Origin of the sequence: Leptospira fletcheri (assembly GCF_004769195.1) — a bacterium.
In the GTDB taxonomy this organism is placed as follows: domain Bacteria; phylum Spirochaetota; class Leptospiria; order Leptospirales; family Leptospiraceae; genus Leptospira_B; species Leptospira_B fletcheri.
Genome location: NZ_RQET01000008.1, coordinates 83,913 through 98,051, shown reverse-complemented (window position 1 = coordinate 98,051; position 14,139 = coordinate 83,913). Strand labels below are relative to the sequence as shown.

Here is a 14,139-nt window from a genome sequence, read left to right as displayed (position 1 = left end):
AATCGAGTTTTTAGATTCGGAAAGTTTCGAAACTGAAATCCAAGGGAAGGACCTCATCGCATTGTTCGGATGGAGATTCCGGATGAAGAATTTCGAAATCGATCCGGAAACGAAACGTTCGATTCTCGAATACCTGGCTCCGAATGCGGAGATTCTTTCGAAATCGGACCGATTGCTTTTTTCTTATAGAGAGAATTTCGATCGGATTATCGCCGTCCATCATAGACGAAAGGATTATCGAATCTGGTTGGATGGAAAATTCTATTTCGAACCCGAGTTGATCCGAAAAAAAATGGAGGAGCTGCGATCCGAACTGGAATCCCAAGGGTTTCGAAAAATTCTTTTTCTGATTTTTTCGGATGAAAAAGGGGAAGACTATTCCGTTCCCGGCGCATCCGTGATTCCCGCCCAAGGTTCGATGGTGGAAGATCTGTACTGCATGTCGCGCTGCGATCTGATCTTAGGACCGCCTAGCACGTTTTCAGGTTGGGCTGCGTATTCGGGAGGGGTTCCTATTCTCCCGATCTATTCTTCCGAAGACCCGGTTCGATTGGATCTTTTCCGGAAAATAGAAGTTTGGAACGGAGTGGAGATCCCGTTGGTATCGGGAGAAAAATTCATCCTTTAATCGGAGATGTTCAGTGTTTGAAATCCAAAGGATCGTCGGCCCCGTATTGAAAGGTTCCGAACGATTGTTCTTAGAATATACCGGCAAGTGTCCGAAGCAGGAAAATCAAAACGGCCAAACCGTTTTCGATCTGGAAGAAGGAACGAAAGTCTCGTTCGGAACCTACTTTAACGCCTTGTTCCCTAGATACGCGGAGGAGGCGTACGGTACCGGCACTTACCGTTTCGAATGTGAGGCGATCGGAAACGGCTTTCTCTCTTTGGAGGCGTCCGAAGGAGGAAAAGAGAAATCGAATCTTTACGGCAAGGAAATCAAACAAGGTAAAAATCGAATCTCCATCGAATTCGAAGTGAAGAAAGGAGGATCGGGGTTCATCTATCCGGTTGTGGAAGCCAAAAAGGGAGGATTGAGATTTTCTTCCGGACGGTTTTTAACGCTAAACAATAAGGAAAGAAACGGACGATTGGCCGTTTGTATCTGTACTTTTAAGCGAGAAGAATATCTGATCGCCAATCTCAAGGCCTGGGCTCAAGATTCGGAAATCGTAAAGAGAGCAGTTTTTTATATTTCGGATAACGGACAAACGCTCAAGCCGAGAGATCTTCCTTCCGGCTGCGAGTTCCGTCTTTTTCCGAATCCGAATCTTGGAGGTTCCGGAGGCTTTGCCAGGGCTTTCCTGGAAGCAAAGGACGAAGGAAAATGCGATTATTATCTTTTTTGCGATGACGATGCGATCGTTCATCCGGAATCCATTTTTCGGACTTTGGCCTTTTTCGATTCCAAAAAGGATCCCGACGCTTATCTTTTATCCGGAGCCATGCTGGATTTCAGGAGACCCCTGGAAGCGGTGGAAGTAGGAGCCAAGTTTTTGATCGGAGATTCGAGGGTAAAGTCCTTTTATTTGGGCGCGAACTTGTCCGATTCCGTGGATTTGGATTCGATTTCGAAAGCGGAACGAAATAAAAACGCGAATTATTCCGCTTTCTTTTTTACAGGGTTTGCAGAGCGAAAAGGAACAGATTCCGATTTGTACCCTCCTTATTTTTTAAGAGGAGACGATATTACCTTCGGTCTGAGTCGGAGTAGGAATGGAGTGGAAGTGTTGACCTATCCAGGGCTCGCCGTCTGGCACGAACCTTTCTACTCTAAAACCAATTCTTGGGTAGAACATTACAGTTATCGAAATTCAGGAATCGTACACTTACTTTTTCACGAAGGCGGTCCTTGGGGACTCATTCGAGTCTATTTTGTCCGCTTTTATATCTTTTTATATACGTTTCAATACGAGAATCTAAGAGCGGCTCTCGAAGGAATCCATCAGATTTTGGCCGGGCCTGAAGAGTTCGTAAAACTGGATCTGCAGCAAAAACATTCCGAATTGATGGGGCGGTATACTCCGGAAGAGGTTTGGTCGGGGCAGAAACCTCGTACTTCTATGATTTCGAAAATTCTAGGATTCCTATTTCTTCCCGTTTCTATTCTTAGCCTCAATACGATTTCGATTCCTTATCTCCGGCGTCCAATCAATCGATCAGCGGGGGCTCTTTCGATTCTCCTGGACGGGGCGGGTGCTTCGGTCACTTTGGATTACGACGAACGTAGGGAACCCGTGTATATCCGGAAAAAGGACTTCTTTCGGTCTTTTCGCCTTGCCTTGTCCGCGCTCCTAACCATCGTTGAAGTATTGATCCGTCATCGTAGACTTTCCGAATCCTGGAAACGCGAAGCGCGGCATTTCAGTTCAGAAACTTTTTGGAGAAGCAAACTTGCACCATACAGGTGAAAAAGCACCGCGTAAAATCCTGATCGTAGGCGCCGGTTTTTCCGGTGCCGTAGTGGCTCACGAACTTTCTACTTCGATTTTTCCCGCCCCCGAAATTCTCGTCTTCGATCAGAGATCCCATATCGCGGGTAATTGTCATACTCTCCGGGACTCGTCCACCGGAGTTATGGTCCACGAATACGGTCCTCATATTTTCCACACGGACGATCTAGAGACTTGGAAGTATGTGAACTCTTTCGTACCTTTCCGCCCTTTCGTGAATCGGGTTAAAGGCGTTCATAACGGTACCGTCTATTCCCTCCCTGTAAATCTTCATACGATCAATCAACTTTTTGGAAAGCAATTGGGACCGACGGAAGCTAGGGAATTCATCTCTTCCCAGGCTGACAAGAAGATCGGGGAACCCGCCAATTTCGAAGAACAAGCTTTGAAGTTTCTAGGAGATCGGATTTACAAGGCCTTCTTTTACGGATACACCCGTAAACAATGGGGATGCGAACCGAAAGAATTGCCGGCTTCGATTCTGAAGCGCTTGCCGGTCCGTTTCAACTATGACGACAACTATTACTCCGATCCGTACCAAGGAATTCCTGAGGCAGGCTATTCCGAAATCGTGAAAAAAATGCTGGATCATCCCAATATTCGTATCGAGTTGAATCGAAAATTCGTACCGGACAAGGATCAGGACGGTTTCGATCACGTATTTTTTACGGGGCCGATAGACGAATACTTCGGATTTAAACACGGAAGGCTCGGTTATCGGACTGTGACTTTCGAAAGGCACGAAGGGACGGGCGATTTTCAAGGGAACGCGGTATTGAACTACTGTGATCCGGATATTCCCTGGACTCGAATCCACGAACACAAACATTTTGCTCCCTGGGAAAACCACGAAAAAACCGTATGGTTCAAAGAGTTCAGTAAGGAGACATCCGAGAAGGATATCCCGTATTATCCGAAACGATTAACCGAAGACCTGGAGATCTTTGCCAAATACGAAAAAGATGCATCGCAATTGTCCAAGGTCACTTTTCTCGGAAGATTGGCTACATACAGATATATGGATATGCACCATGTGATCAAAGAAGCAAGGGAAACGGCGGGGAAGTTTTTGGATTCGGTCCGTAGATAGGCGAACGCCAGATTTCGCTTAACAAAGCGTTTTCTAACCTAAACTCAGGTATTTCCGCCAAAACTGCACGCTTGGGAATTCTAAGGAGTTCCTTCGGATCTCTTCGCAGATGAGCGGAAATTCCTTCCAGATCCGAAACGTCAGGGACATGCAGTCCCAGCCCAATCTTCCCAAGCCGGTTCCGTCGGCTTGTAATTCCAAAACGGATTTTTGAAGGGATTCCGCTTCGCTTCCCGAAGTAGGTAGGGCGCCGTTCAGGATGTCCTCGAGCGCTTTTCGGGTGTACTTTAGCGCCAATTCGTTACGCCAAATGAGGTTCTTGAAAAGTCTGAAGAGGGAGAATCGCAGAAAGTCCGAGCGATCGTATCTTCGTATTCTCAGCACACTGAGAATAAAATAATTTCTAATCTGATAATAGTAGTTCCATTTCCTGACCCGTTTCGGAAACGCCTCGTGCCAGGCTCCGACTCCGTTTAAGGAAATCAATTTCGAACCGTTCCGAAGGGAATATTCCACGTCGTCCCCCTTTAGAAAGAAGGGAAGAGGAAGTCCCAATTCCTTCACGACTCTCGTCGGAATGCAGCAAAACCACCATCCGGCGTACGCTCCCTCCGACGCCTCGGCATCCCCCCCAAAAAGACATTCCGTTTTTCTTAAGTCCAAACCGCTTCCGTTCAGTTTCGTGGAAATCCCGTTCCAAACGGCGTTCCGTTCGTATTGCAGATAAGGAAGGGCTAAGTCGATCAGACTTCCCCCTATGAAATGTCTTTCGAATTCCTCACGGAGAAAGGAAAGGAAGGAATGTAGAATCTCCAGAGAAGTGACCGAAAAACGGATATCGTCGTCGAGAAGAAGGATATGGGTGAAGCGGGAATCTTTCAGGGATTCCAGGATGCCCCGAGCGAATCCTCCCGATCCCCCCAGATTTTTATTGGGAAATACTTCCAGAAAGTTGTCTATATCGCGATTTTTTAACGTATTTCCGTTATCGACCACCGATATTCGAAGATGATCGCGCAACGGAGAATGATCATCCTCTAAAATTCCTCTTCTTAAATTGAGAATATTCTTATCGATGAAATCTTCCCTTCGGAACGTACAGAAGACTATGGAAAGTCGGAGATCTGTCTTTTCGTCCCTGGAAGAATAAGAACCTCCATGGATTTCACACCCTTCCTCCAAGGATTCCACTTCCGGATATAGAAGTTCGTAGTCCAGATCTTCCAATCTCATTTCGGCGAGGAAGCGGTCCTTCACTTCCTCTTCCGCCACTACTTTAAAGCGGATGTCCGACCCTTTTCGATTTCCCCCTAGGATACGGACCCGAAACCTTCCTTTTCCGTTGATTTCCAGGTCCAACGAGGACAGTCTTGTGTATTTTTTCCAGGAATTCGGTGCGAAGGAATTGAAATAGGTATCGAAACCGATTCGGTCGCCCAGGGAAAGTACAAGCTTTCCGTTTTTAAGGGTAGGTTTGAACTTTCCTTTTGCGTAAAGTTCCGCGTCTTGGATTTCGTCTTCCTGCCAGAATCTGATCTTGTACAGCAACATGAAGGATAAAAGAATTATATTTTATTGAAATAGTATTTCTTAACCGCGACGAATCCCCAGATCCCCGTATAAAAAGCTGCCGCGAACCAGCTTAGTTTTTCCCTGTTCTTTAGCATCCGGAAATGCGGGAGGATTACGTTTTTCTTATTTGAAGTCAGTGCCCCTTTTCTGACCCTGTAGCTGGCGAGAATTTCCGGATTACCGACCCCGTAAGGAATCTTTTTTAGAATATCCAGCCAAAGCGCATAATCGTCCCGGAGGCTTTTTAAGCCGGTATCGAAGTACATTTTTCCCAGCGCTTCGGCGTCATACATGGCGGTCAATAGTCCCACTCGGTTATACAGTAGATTGTGCCAGTACGTGATTTTTTTCCGTTTCGCCATATAGGGTTTCAGCACTTCTCTGCCTTCCTCGTCGACGATACGATAGGAGCAAAAGGAAAATGCGGCCTTTTCCTCCCGCATCAACCGGACCTGTTCCTCTAAAAAACGAGGATCCCAGAGGTCATCCGAATCTAAAAACGCAACGTATCTTCCCTTCGCGATTTCGATCCCTCGGTTTCTGCTATCCGCGGATCCTGAATTTTTTTCCTTGAGAAAGGCCTTGATTCTAGGCTCCTTCTTTTGGTAAGAAAGCATGATGGAACGGCTGGAATCTTTGGATAGATCGTCCACCATAATCAATTCCCAAGAGCCGTAAGTCTGCTGTAAGACGCTTTCGATGCTCGCCTCTATGAATTTCTCCGCGTTATAGACCGGCATGATGATGGATACTAATTCTGACATACGCTCAAAAGGACCTAGTGCCATTGTTTCGAGGAAAGCCGTCCGGACCACAATTTTTTCCGGGCCAGCAAAGCTTGAATCCTCGGATCGGGGTCGTACTAGATTGACAGAATTCCTGCCTTCGGATGGAATTCCGTAACGCCTTTCCTAGTCTACCATGCCGAATTTTACGATTGATAAATCCGTCAAACTTCTCGTTTCCCTAATGCTTTCCTCCTTACCGGTATTTGCCGCCGCACAAGGATGGCTGCCATTTCCTGTCGGAGGAATGTTTTTCGTCTTTCTCTTAGCGGCCTGCTTCTGGATCTTCGAAATCATTCCCGGTCACGCTACTTCCTTGTTAGTCATTCTGACGGAGATCCTTCTTTTTTCCAATCCTGGAAAATGGGAAATCCTGCAGGTGTTCGGTCGTCCCGGACAAAAGTCTCCCCCTCCGAGCGTTTTTCTCGCCTCCATCGCGGACTCGGCCGTGATCCTTTTCCTCGGTAGCTTCGCGCTCGCTAAGGCATGCGTAAAAGTCGGAGTGGACAGATGGTTGGCAAACCGAGTACTGCCTCGTTTCGGTGACTCCCCGAAATACGTATTGATGGGGCTGATGATAGTTACCGCAGGAATTTCCCTCTGGATGAGCAATACAGCCACTACGTCTCTAATGATCGCATTAGTTTTTCCTTTATTACAAATTCTTCCTAAAGAAGAGAATTTCAGAAAAGCGATCCTGATCGGAATTCCTTTTGCCGCGAATTTGGGCGGGATCGGTACTCCGATCGGTTCTCCCCCCAATATAATCGCATTCGCGAGCCTGAAGAACCAAGGCTACGGTGCCGAAATCTCCTTCGGGACTTGGATGATGGTCGCGATTCCTTTGCTCCTACTGCTTCTTTTTTTCGCCTGGGTTTGGATCGTGAGGGCTTTTCCCGCGAGTTCCGGCCTGAGGCTGACCCTTCATTTCGGAGAGAAGGAGAGATCCGATTCCAAACGGAATCTGCGTTTCGTTTTAGGAACGTTTTTTTTAACCGTAGTTTTATGGTTTAGCGAGTCCTTTCACGGAATTCCTGCGGGAGTGGTCGCGGTCTTTCCTCTTTTGGTATTTACCGCCGTCGGGATCTTGGACTCCGGAGATATCCGTTCTCTGGAATGGGACGTTCTGATTTTGGTCGCGGGGGGAATCGCGCTAGGCACAGGAATCGAAAAGAGCGGCGCGGGGGAATGGTTCGGCACCTTGATCGGATCCCAGGCCGGTCCCAACGAGAGCTTTTGGGTCTTGGGAATTTTCTTTTCGGTGGGGCTTTTTCTATCCACGTTCCTCTCCAATACCGCGACCGCGAATCTTTTGGTACCTCTTGCTTTACCCGTAGCGGCTTTGCTTTTACCGGGGAACGAGGCCTACGCGATCCAGTTGGTTTTGGGAAGCGCGTTAGGCGCTTCTCTCGCCATGTCTCTACCGGTTTCCACTCCTCCGAACGCCGTGGCCTATGCCGTCGGTGGATTCGAGATCAAAGACATGGCAAAGATCGGAATCCGCATCGGGTTACTCGGTTTAGTTTCCGTCCTGATCGGATTTTTTCTCTTCGGATAACAAAAAATGAAAATCGTAGTCACGGGCACGACGGGATTCGTGGGCAAATGTCTTCTTCCTAAATTAAAAGATGCGGGGTTCGAAGTTCTTCCGATTTCCTCCAAACGTTTGGCCGAGGGAGATCTTTCCGAATTGAACGGCGAACTTTCCTGGTCGTCGGAAAAGATTTACGCCATCCTCCATTTGGGAGGTAGAGCGCATGTGATCCATGAAAAGGACTCGGATCCTGCCGCTGCGTTCCGAAGAGCCAACGTGGATACCACGAAAATCCTAGCCGAAGCCGCGGTCCGAAACGGCATTCCTCGTTTCGTGTATGTAAGCTCGATCAAAGCGTTGGGGGAAAGTTCCAACGAAGAACCTCTCACTGCGGAGGATTTGCCCAAACCGAAAGACGATTACGGCAGAACCAAATGGGAGGCGGAAGAATTGCTGAAGGAAATATCCCGTTCTTCCTCTCTGAAATTCACCATACTCCGACCTCCCCTGATCGTGGGGAAGGGGGCCAAAGGGAATCTGGATCGGTTGGTCTCCTTGGTAAGGACGGGGATCCCTCTCCCGTTTTCGGGGATCCGAAACAAAAGGAGCATGGTGGGAGTCAGGAATTTCTGCGATGCCATCGTATTCACTTTAAAGAATTCTAAAACGGAAAACGGTCTCTTTTTGGTAAGCGACTTCTCCCTTTCCACTCCGGAATTGTTCCGTCTCTTTTCCGAATCCTTGGGAATTCCGAGCCGCCTCTTCTATTTTCCTCCTAGTTGGATGATCTTTGCGGGAAGGCTATTCGGTTTTCGAGGAATCGTGGACAGATTGTTCGGTTCCCTCGTATTGGACGCTACCCCTTTGCTTTCCCTAGGGTGGAATCCGGCGGTCCCGATTTCGGAGGAAATCCGGGCTCTCTGTTCGGAAACTCCGCAAGAAAGAATTTCTTGATGACCCTCGGGAAAACCGCGGAGAGCGGAGATCCAAAACTGATTTCCAAATTCGGAGAAAGACCGAATTTGGCTCCGGCGATGGAGAATTTTTTCCGCAAACCTTTCCTCGGTCGTGTCGGATCGGAGATCCCTTTTTTTATCTTCGGATTCCTGCTTTGTTTCTGTCTCGGATGTTCTCGAACGGAGCAAGTCAAGACCGGTACGACCTCTTCTGAGCCGACTCCTCCGGCAAGCGGGATCGCGGAGCAGTTGCGGGAAAGCTTGGGAAAACTTCTGCAGCAGGAAGAGGAAGATCCGGAGCTGCTAAAGGTTCTGGTGGGCGGAGACGTAATGTTCAATTGGGGGATCCGGGACACCATTCGGGCCAAGGGAGAACTCGCTCCTGTCCGAGGTTTGAAATCCGTGTTCGACGAAGCGGATCTTCGGATGCTGAATTTGGAAACTCCCGTCGTTTCGGAAAAATCCTGGGACGTCGGAAAAGCGTACGTATTTCAGGCAAAGGATACGGACCTGGATTCCTTTTCGTATCTGGGTGTGGATCTTGTCTTTTTGGGGAATAACCATGCGATGGATCATGGAGCGGAAGGACTTGCGGAAACGGAAAAGTTCCTGAAAGCAAGAGGAATTTCTTATATAGGTGCCGGCAAAAATTACGCCGAGGCGCTCGGTCCTTGGTCCTTGGAGAAGAAGGGAACTAAACTGATCGTTTATTCCGCGACGAACGTGGCGGAAGGAAAACAGCAGTACGCCGGAGAAAAACCGGGAGTGTTGTTTTTCGAGCCGGAGTTTTTGGCTCCTAAGCTAAGGAGTCTCATTCCGATTCCGATCAAACCGAAGCGGACGTTCAAAAAAGGAAAAAGGATTCGGAACCTTCCTCCCAAAGCTCCCGTTCCATCGGCTTCTCAGTCCCCCGTCCGAGGATTCAAAATCGTATCCTTACATTGGGGAGTGGAATATTCTCCGATTCCCACGAAAGAGCAGAGGGACCAAGCCAAGGCTTTATTAGGAAACGGAATCCAGGTCATCGTCGGCCACCATCCTCACATTCCCCAAGGAATCGAGAGGGTAGGAAAAGGGATCGTATTCTATTCTCTCGGAAATCTGATTTTCGGAAGCAGGAACTCCTACCTGAACCATAACCTGATCGCGGTGCTACATATCAAAAAAGGGAACTTGCTTCGGGTGGAGCTCATTCCGATCTTCGGAAAATTCCAGACTGCAATCCATCAGGTTCGCACCTTAGAGGGGGAAGAGGCGCGCTCCTTTTTACGAGAAATTGCGGTCTTATCGGAAGATCTCGGAACGAAGATTCGGATAGATGGGGAACGAGGCTGGATAGACCTGGAGACTGCGAATTGAATATGAGGAAATCGATGAAGAATCAAAGAAGAAAAGGATGGAAGTCCGCCCTGTTATCCGTCTTGGGCGGGTTGGTGATCCTGCGGATCCTCTCCGCGTAAGGACGTACTCTCGTTTTCCCTGCTGTTCGGAGCGATCGTACTTTCCGACCCTACGTATTCCTTAGCCTGGCCTTTTATTACGAAAGTGGCGGCTTTTTTGGCGGTCTTGCCGATCTGCTTCTATTTCTTTTTCGGACAGGGGAAAGTTTTCCGAAACCTTTCTTTGTCGGTATTGTTTCTTTTGCAATACGTGCGCCCGGAGTTTTTTCTGGGCTTCTTTTTGTTCGCATTTTACGTTTTTTTAAAAGAGATTCCGGAGTTAAAATACGACAAATTCCGGAAAGACCCGATCTTCGTCTCGTTTTTTATCCTCTTTCCGATCTGCTTGGTTCTCTTCTCCGTTCTTTTTCCCGTTTGGGACAGGGAAAGAAGTGTGATCGCTTTTTTCCAACATTATGCTTTGAGAATGCATGAACTCGGACGATTCCCGGAGGACCCTTGGACCAACGCGGAGAGAGCGGTATTCGCCGATTTCGGTCCGGTGAACTCGATCTTCGGGGCCTTGCGTGCCGATCCGTATCGCTTCTTTTTGCACGTCGGGAGAAATCTTTCGGACTTCGCAAAATTTCTATCTTTGGGCGGCCCTCTCTGGCTCGGATTTTCGGGATTCGTTGTTCTCTGTGCGCTTCTTTGGCAAAAGAGAAAACGATTGCTCCGTTGGGCCAAAATACATCAGGACCTGGAGGTTTTTTGGATCTCCGCGGTTCTTCCTCCTTTCTTGGGAATTTCGATCGTTTATCCTAGGATTCACTATCTGATTCTGGTCGTCCCGTTTCTGTTTTTTTTACTAGCGGCGTTTTTCCGTTTTCGCAAGGTCCGGACTTTGGCATTGGTTTACGCTTCGGTTTGTCTGATTCTCGGAATGACGTCCTCGATAAACAAGTCGCCGAAACGGGAACTGGGAGCCTGTTCCAATCTTTCCCGGGCCCGGTTTTTCCAGTCGAAGGAAAGAATTCCCTCCGAAATCCGAATTCTTTCCACGCACGGATCTCTTTGCATGTATCTAGGTGGCAAAGATTGTAAATACATAGAACCGTACCGGAAAGGAAAGGAAAGGATTGGACAGAGTTCGTTTTAGAATATAAGATCAATGTGGTATTCTTGGACGAATCCCTTCGAACGGACACTCGATTCCGCTCCGATCGGAGGTTTCTGGAATTCTCGGAATCTCCGCAAAAGCGGGGATTTTGGAGAGCAGACATGGTTTCCTGTCCGGGAAACGAAATTTGGATTCGAGAAGCTTCTTTCTAAGCAGGTTCGTTGGCGGGAGAAAACCCGAAAAGCCGATCCTGCTTGACCGTAAGCCTTAGCGTCCAAAAATAGGACAAAATCCAATTCTTCTGCCCGCCGCAGATCGTAGACGGGCTTATATCCATAGGAGAAACTTTTGAGAAACTACGAGATAACTACAATTACGCGTTCCACCGCTAAGGAAGTCGCTAAAAACGAAGTGGTCGACATCTTCAAAAAGCATTCCATCAGCGTGACCGCCGAAGAAGATTGGGGCCAGAAAAAACTTTGGCATCCCATCAAACACCAGGACTACGGGACTTTTACCCATTTTAAGGTAAATGCCGATCACAGTTCCATCGAAAAAGTAGAGCGGGATTTTAAATTAAACCAAAATCTACTCCGCTCCATGATCGTCCGGCGCAATGGCTAACGATATCAATCGGGTGACTTTAGTAGGTCGCCTAACCCGAGATCCGGAATTCAAAACCGTAAACGGGACTTCCCTGGTGAATTTTTCCCTGGCCAACGGCCGTACCTTCGTTTCCAACGGAGAAAAGAAAGAGGAAACTCATTTTTTCGACTGCGAAGCGTGGGGCAAAGGGGCGGAAATCATCCAGCAATACTGCAAAAAGGGCAAACAACTCGTAATCGAGGGAAGGCTCAAGCAGGACACTTGGGAAACCATGGAAGGCAAGAAAGCCTCCCGCATCCGAATCGTCGTGGAGAATTTCCAGATGATCGGCGGGAAAGAAAGCGGAGGAGGGGACTACGGTAGTTCTCCTGCGGCCGCTACCGGCGGAACCGCTTATTCGTCTTCTCACGAAGACTTTGGCGGATCCGGAAACGACGACGATATACCCTTTTAACGAGGACACCATACAATGGCAGAGAACGAAGTACAAGAAGAAGTAGGAAGACAAGAAGCTTCCATGGACGGCATAATCGCCGGCGAACACGAAGGCGGCCGTCCGCCCAAAAAGCAGAACAAATACAAGAAGAAGGTTTGCCGTTTTACCGCGGACCCCGAGCTTGCAAAACAAATCGACTATAAGAATATCGAGCTTTTGGAAAGGTTCATCACGAATCGTGGGAAAATCATTCCACGTAGAATCACCGGTACGTCCGCAAAGTACCAAAGGATCCTAGCGCGGGAAATCCGCAAAGCCCGTAGTATCGGATTGCTTCCGTTCAAGGTCAACTGAGGAGAGCATCAATGAGAGTCGTTTTACAAAAAGACGTTTCCAATCTGGGCGACGCCGGAGACATCAAGGAAGTCGCGGACGGGTTTGCGCGTAATTTCCTCTTTCCCAAACGTTTGGCGGTTCGTGCCGACGAGGGGAAAACCAAAATGGCCATTCACCAGAAAAAATTGGCCGACTTGAAAAAAGAGAAACGGAAAAAAGTCATGGAATCCGTTTCTTCCGGTTTGAACGGAAAAGAATTCGAGATCGTGGTGAAAACGGGAGGCGGAGATAAGCTTTTCGGAGCCGTGACCGCCGCCGACGTAGCCGCTCTTATGAAAAAAGACGGTTTCGACGTGGACAAGCGCAAAATCGAATTTCCGGAACCCATCCGTAACCTCGGATCCTATAAATTGAAAGTCCGCTTGGCGGAAGGCATTTTCCCTACCATCACCGTTCATGTGAAGAAAGAGGAAGAAGCCGCTACCGAAGGCTGATGATTTAATTCGAATGCAAGCCGACTCCCTTTTCGAACTGGAATCCGAGAAGTCCTTCTTGGGTTTCTTACTCTTAAAGGGAGCGGAAAACCTGATAGATATTCCTCTTCATTCCGAGGATTTCTACCAGGATACCCACCGCAGAATCTATAAAGCCATTGTGGATTTGGTGGACAAACGGACCGCTATCGATCCGGTTTCCGTTTTAAATTTCCTAAAAGAAAATTCCCTCCTGAAAGATCCCGAAAGGGAATACGAGTACATTTATTCCTTATACAGGGACACGGTCGTTTCCCATCCGTTGGCGTACTACGCGGAAAGGATCAAACGACTTTCCGAACGCAGGACGTACGCCAAATTACTCCATAGCGCTCTGGAGATGATCCAGAAAGAGCCCGGGGAAAACGAATCCGTATTCAACCAGATCGAAAGGAGCCTCACCGAGGTATCCCGCGCTACGGATGTCAAAGGGTTATTGCCCGTTTCCCAGGACAAGGCCGCTCTTTCCGAATACATCAAGGATATCATGCAGAGTCGGGGTCAGATCAAGGGACTCCGAACGAACTTTACCCAATTCGACGAAATGACTTCCGGACTGAAGGAATACGAATTGATGGTATTGGCGGCCAGGCCCGGTAACGGAAAGACCACTCTTGCCATGAATATCGCCTCCAACGTTGCCTTAATCCATAACAAACCTGTGGTGATCTTTTCGTTGGAAATGAGCCGTATGGAGTTGCTTCTAAAGTTGGTCTGCGCATATGCGCAGGTGGAATCCAATAAACTGAAACGGTCGGAGGTGACAAAGTCCGACGCTCCCAAGCTACTGGATGCGATCATCAGGGTGACTTCCGCTCCGATCTATATCGACGATTCCGGCGCTCTGACTGTGGACGATTTCAAAGGAAGGATCCGGAAACTTCTGACCAACGAAACTCTCGGATTGATCATTGTCGACTACCTTCAGTTGATGAGCGATCCCAAAAACCGGGACGGAGGCCGCCAACAGGAGGTCGCGTCCATTTCCCGCACCTTGAAGCAGATCGCAAAGGAAGCCAGGTGCCCCGTAGTGGCTCTTTCACAGATGAACCGATCCATCGAGCAAAGGTCCAAGGACCAGAGGCCCCAACTCGCGGACTTGCGGGAGTCCGGAGCGATAGAACAGGACGCAGACATCGTCACGTTCATTTATCGTGGAACGGGAAAGGACGGCGAACAGGACGACAGTGTGAAGCCGGGTACGGCGGAAATCATTGTCGCTAAAAATCGATCCGGACCTACCGGTTCTTTTCCACTTGCCTTTCGACCCGAACTTTCCAGATTTGATAATATATGATTCGCGGTGGGGAATCCATCGATTCGCCGCGAAAGTTAAGGG

Annotated in this window: 14 protein-coding genes; 12 read left to right on the top strand and 2 right to left on the bottom strand. The window is 48.4% G+C overall.

The window, feature by feature from the left end; translation table 11 throughout:
- Positions 1 to 82 precede the first annotated feature (82 nt).
- Genes EHO60_RS17270 through glf form a run of 3 tightly spaced genes read left to right on the top strand, consistent with a single transcriptional unit; the run spans position 83 to position 3,543 of the window.
- Positions 83 to 628 carry an O-fucosyltransferase family protein gene (locus EHO60_RS17270; protein WP_246028278.1) on the top strand — a complete coding sequence of 182 codons (546 nt, stop codon included), beginning with the start codon at positions 83 to 85 and terminating at the stop codon, positions 626 to 628.
- 13 nt (positions 629 to 641) lie between these two features.
- Positions 642 to 2,411, top strand: a complete 1,770-nt coding sequence (locus tag EHO60_RS11295) for a glycosyltransferase family 2 protein (RefSeq protein WP_135768301.1) — start codon at positions 642 to 644, stop codon at positions 2,409 to 2,411.
- Positions 2,395 to 3,543 (top strand): UDP-galactopyranose mutase, encoded by a 1,149-nt coding sequence (gene glf / locus EHO60_RS11290; RefSeq protein ID WP_135768300.1) that lies wholly within the window; start codon positions 2,395 to 2,397, stop codon positions 3,541 to 3,543. The genes EHO60_RS11295 and glf overlap by 17 nt, the downstream gene beginning before the upstream one ends.
- Before the next feature lie 33 nt (positions 3,544 to 3,576).
- Here glf and EHO60_RS11285 read toward each other — a convergent pair whose 3' ends face one another.
- On the bottom strand, positions 3,577 to 5,094 hold the full coding sequence (locus EHO60_RS11285; protein ID WP_135768299.1) for a glycosyltransferase: 1,518 nt from the start codon (positions 5,092 to 5,094) through the stop codon (positions 3,577 to 3,579).
- Between the two features lie 14 nt (positions 5,095 to 5,108).
- Positions 5,109 to 5,879: a glycosyltransferase family 2 protein gene (locus EHO60_RS11280; protein ID WP_135768298.1), complete on the bottom strand. Its 771-nt coding sequence runs from the start codon at positions 5,877 to 5,879 to the stop codon at positions 5,109 to 5,111.
- 157 nt (positions 5,880 to 6,036) lie between these two features.
- Between EHO60_RS11280 and EHO60_RS11275 the strand changes: the two genes are divergently transcribed.
- The 9 genes from EHO60_RS11275 to dnaB all read left to right on the top strand — a co-directional run bounded on the left by EHO60_RS11275 (position 6,037) and on the right by dnaB (position 14,097).
- Positions 6,037 to 7,458, top strand: a complete 1,422-nt coding sequence (locus tag EHO60_RS11275) for an SLC13 family permease (RefSeq protein WP_135768297.1) — start codon at positions 6,037 to 6,039, stop codon at positions 7,456 to 7,458.
- A gap of 6 nt (positions 7,459 to 7,464) precedes the next feature.
- A complete protein-coding gene (locus tag EHO60_RS11270) occupies positions 7,465 to 8,388 on the top strand; it encodes an NAD-dependent epimerase/dehydratase family protein (protein WP_135768296.1) in 924 nt (307 codons plus the stop codon).
- An 80-nt stretch (positions 8,389 to 8,468) separates the two neighbouring features.
- Entirely contained in the window at positions 8,469 to 9,749 is a 1,281-nt protein-coding gene (locus EHO60_RS11265; RefSeq protein ID WP_135768458.1) for a CapA family protein, read from the top strand.
- Positions 9,750 to 10,013: 264 nt separating this feature from the next.
- Positions 10,014 to 10,928: a hypothetical protein gene (locus EHO60_RS11260; protein WP_135768295.1), complete on the top strand. Its 915-nt coding sequence runs from the start codon at positions 10,014 to 10,016 to the stop codon at positions 10,926 to 10,928.
- A gap of 309 nt (positions 10,929 to 11,237) precedes the next feature.
- Positions 11,238 to 11,513, top strand: coding sequence for a 30S ribosomal protein S6 (rpsF, locus tag EHO60_RS11255; protein ID WP_135768294.1), 276 nt, complete (start codon positions 11,238 to 11,240; stop codon positions 11,511 to 11,513).
- Complete coding sequence (locus EHO60_RS11250) at positions 11,506 to 11,949, top strand: single-stranded DNA-binding protein (RefSeq protein ID WP_135768293.1); 444 nt, start codon at positions 11,506 to 11,508, stop codon at positions 11,947 to 11,949. The genes rpsF and EHO60_RS11250 overlap by 8 nt, the downstream gene beginning before the upstream one ends.
- Before the next feature lie 15 nt (positions 11,950 to 11,964).
- On the top strand, positions 11,965 to 12,285 hold the full coding sequence (gene rpsR, locus EHO60_RS11245; RefSeq protein WP_135768292.1) for a 30S ribosomal protein S18: 321 nt from the start codon (positions 11,965 to 11,967) through the stop codon (positions 12,283 to 12,285).
- 11 nt (positions 12,286 to 12,296) lie between these two features.
- Complete coding sequence (gene rplI / locus EHO60_RS11240; protein WP_135768291.1) at positions 12,297 to 12,761, top strand: 50S ribosomal protein L9; 465 nt, start codon at positions 12,297 to 12,299, stop codon at positions 12,759 to 12,761.
- Between the two features lie 13 nt (positions 12,762 to 12,774).
- Positions 12,775 to 14,097 (top strand): replicative DNA helicase, encoded by a 1,323-nt coding sequence (gene dnaB / locus EHO60_RS11235; RefSeq protein ID WP_135768290.1) that lies wholly within the window; start codon positions 12,775 to 12,777, stop codon positions 14,095 to 14,097.
- Positions 14,098 to 14,139 lie beyond the last annotated feature (42 nt).

Bases quoted from the DNA above. Each gene is read 5' to 3' on its own strand.
- EHO60_RS17270 (WP_246028278.1), top strand. From the start codon at position 83: ATGAAGAATTTCGAAATCGATCCGGAAACGAAACGTTCGATTCTCGAA.
- EHO60_RS11285 (WP_135768299.1), bottom strand. From the start codon at position 5,094: ATGTTGCTGTACAAGATCAGATTCTGGCAGGAAGACGAAATCCAAGAC.
- EHO60_RS11280 (WP_135768298.1), bottom strand. From the start codon at position 5,879: ATGTCAGAATTAGTATCCATCATCATGCCGGTCTATAACGCGGAGAAA.
- EHO60_RS11275 (WP_135768297.1), top strand. From the start codon at position 6,037: ATGCCGAATTTTACGATTGATAAATCCGTCAAACTTCTCGTTTCCCTA.
- EHO60_RS11270 (WP_135768296.1), top strand. From the start codon at position 7,465: ATGAAAATCGTAGTCACGGGCACGACGGGATTCGTGGGCAAATGTCTT.
- EHO60_RS11265 (WP_135768458.1), top strand. From the start codon at position 8,469: ATGGAGAATTTTTTCCGCAAACCTTTCCTCGGTCGTGTCGGATCGGAG.
- EHO60_RS11250 (WP_135768293.1), top strand. From the start codon at position 11,506: ATGGCTAACGATATCAATCGGGTGACTTTAGTAGGTCGCCTAACCCGA.
- rpsR (WP_135768292.1), top strand. From the start codon at position 11,965: ATGGCAGAGAACGAAGTACAAGAAGAAGTAGGAAGACAAGAAGCTTCC.
- rplI (WP_135768291.1), top strand. From the start codon at position 12,297: ATGAGAGTCGTTTTACAAAAAGACGTTTCCAATCTGGGCGACGCCGGA.
- dnaB (WP_135768290.1), top strand. From the start codon at position 12,775: ATGCAAGCCGACTCCCTTTTCGAACTGGAATCCGAGAAGTCCTTCTTG.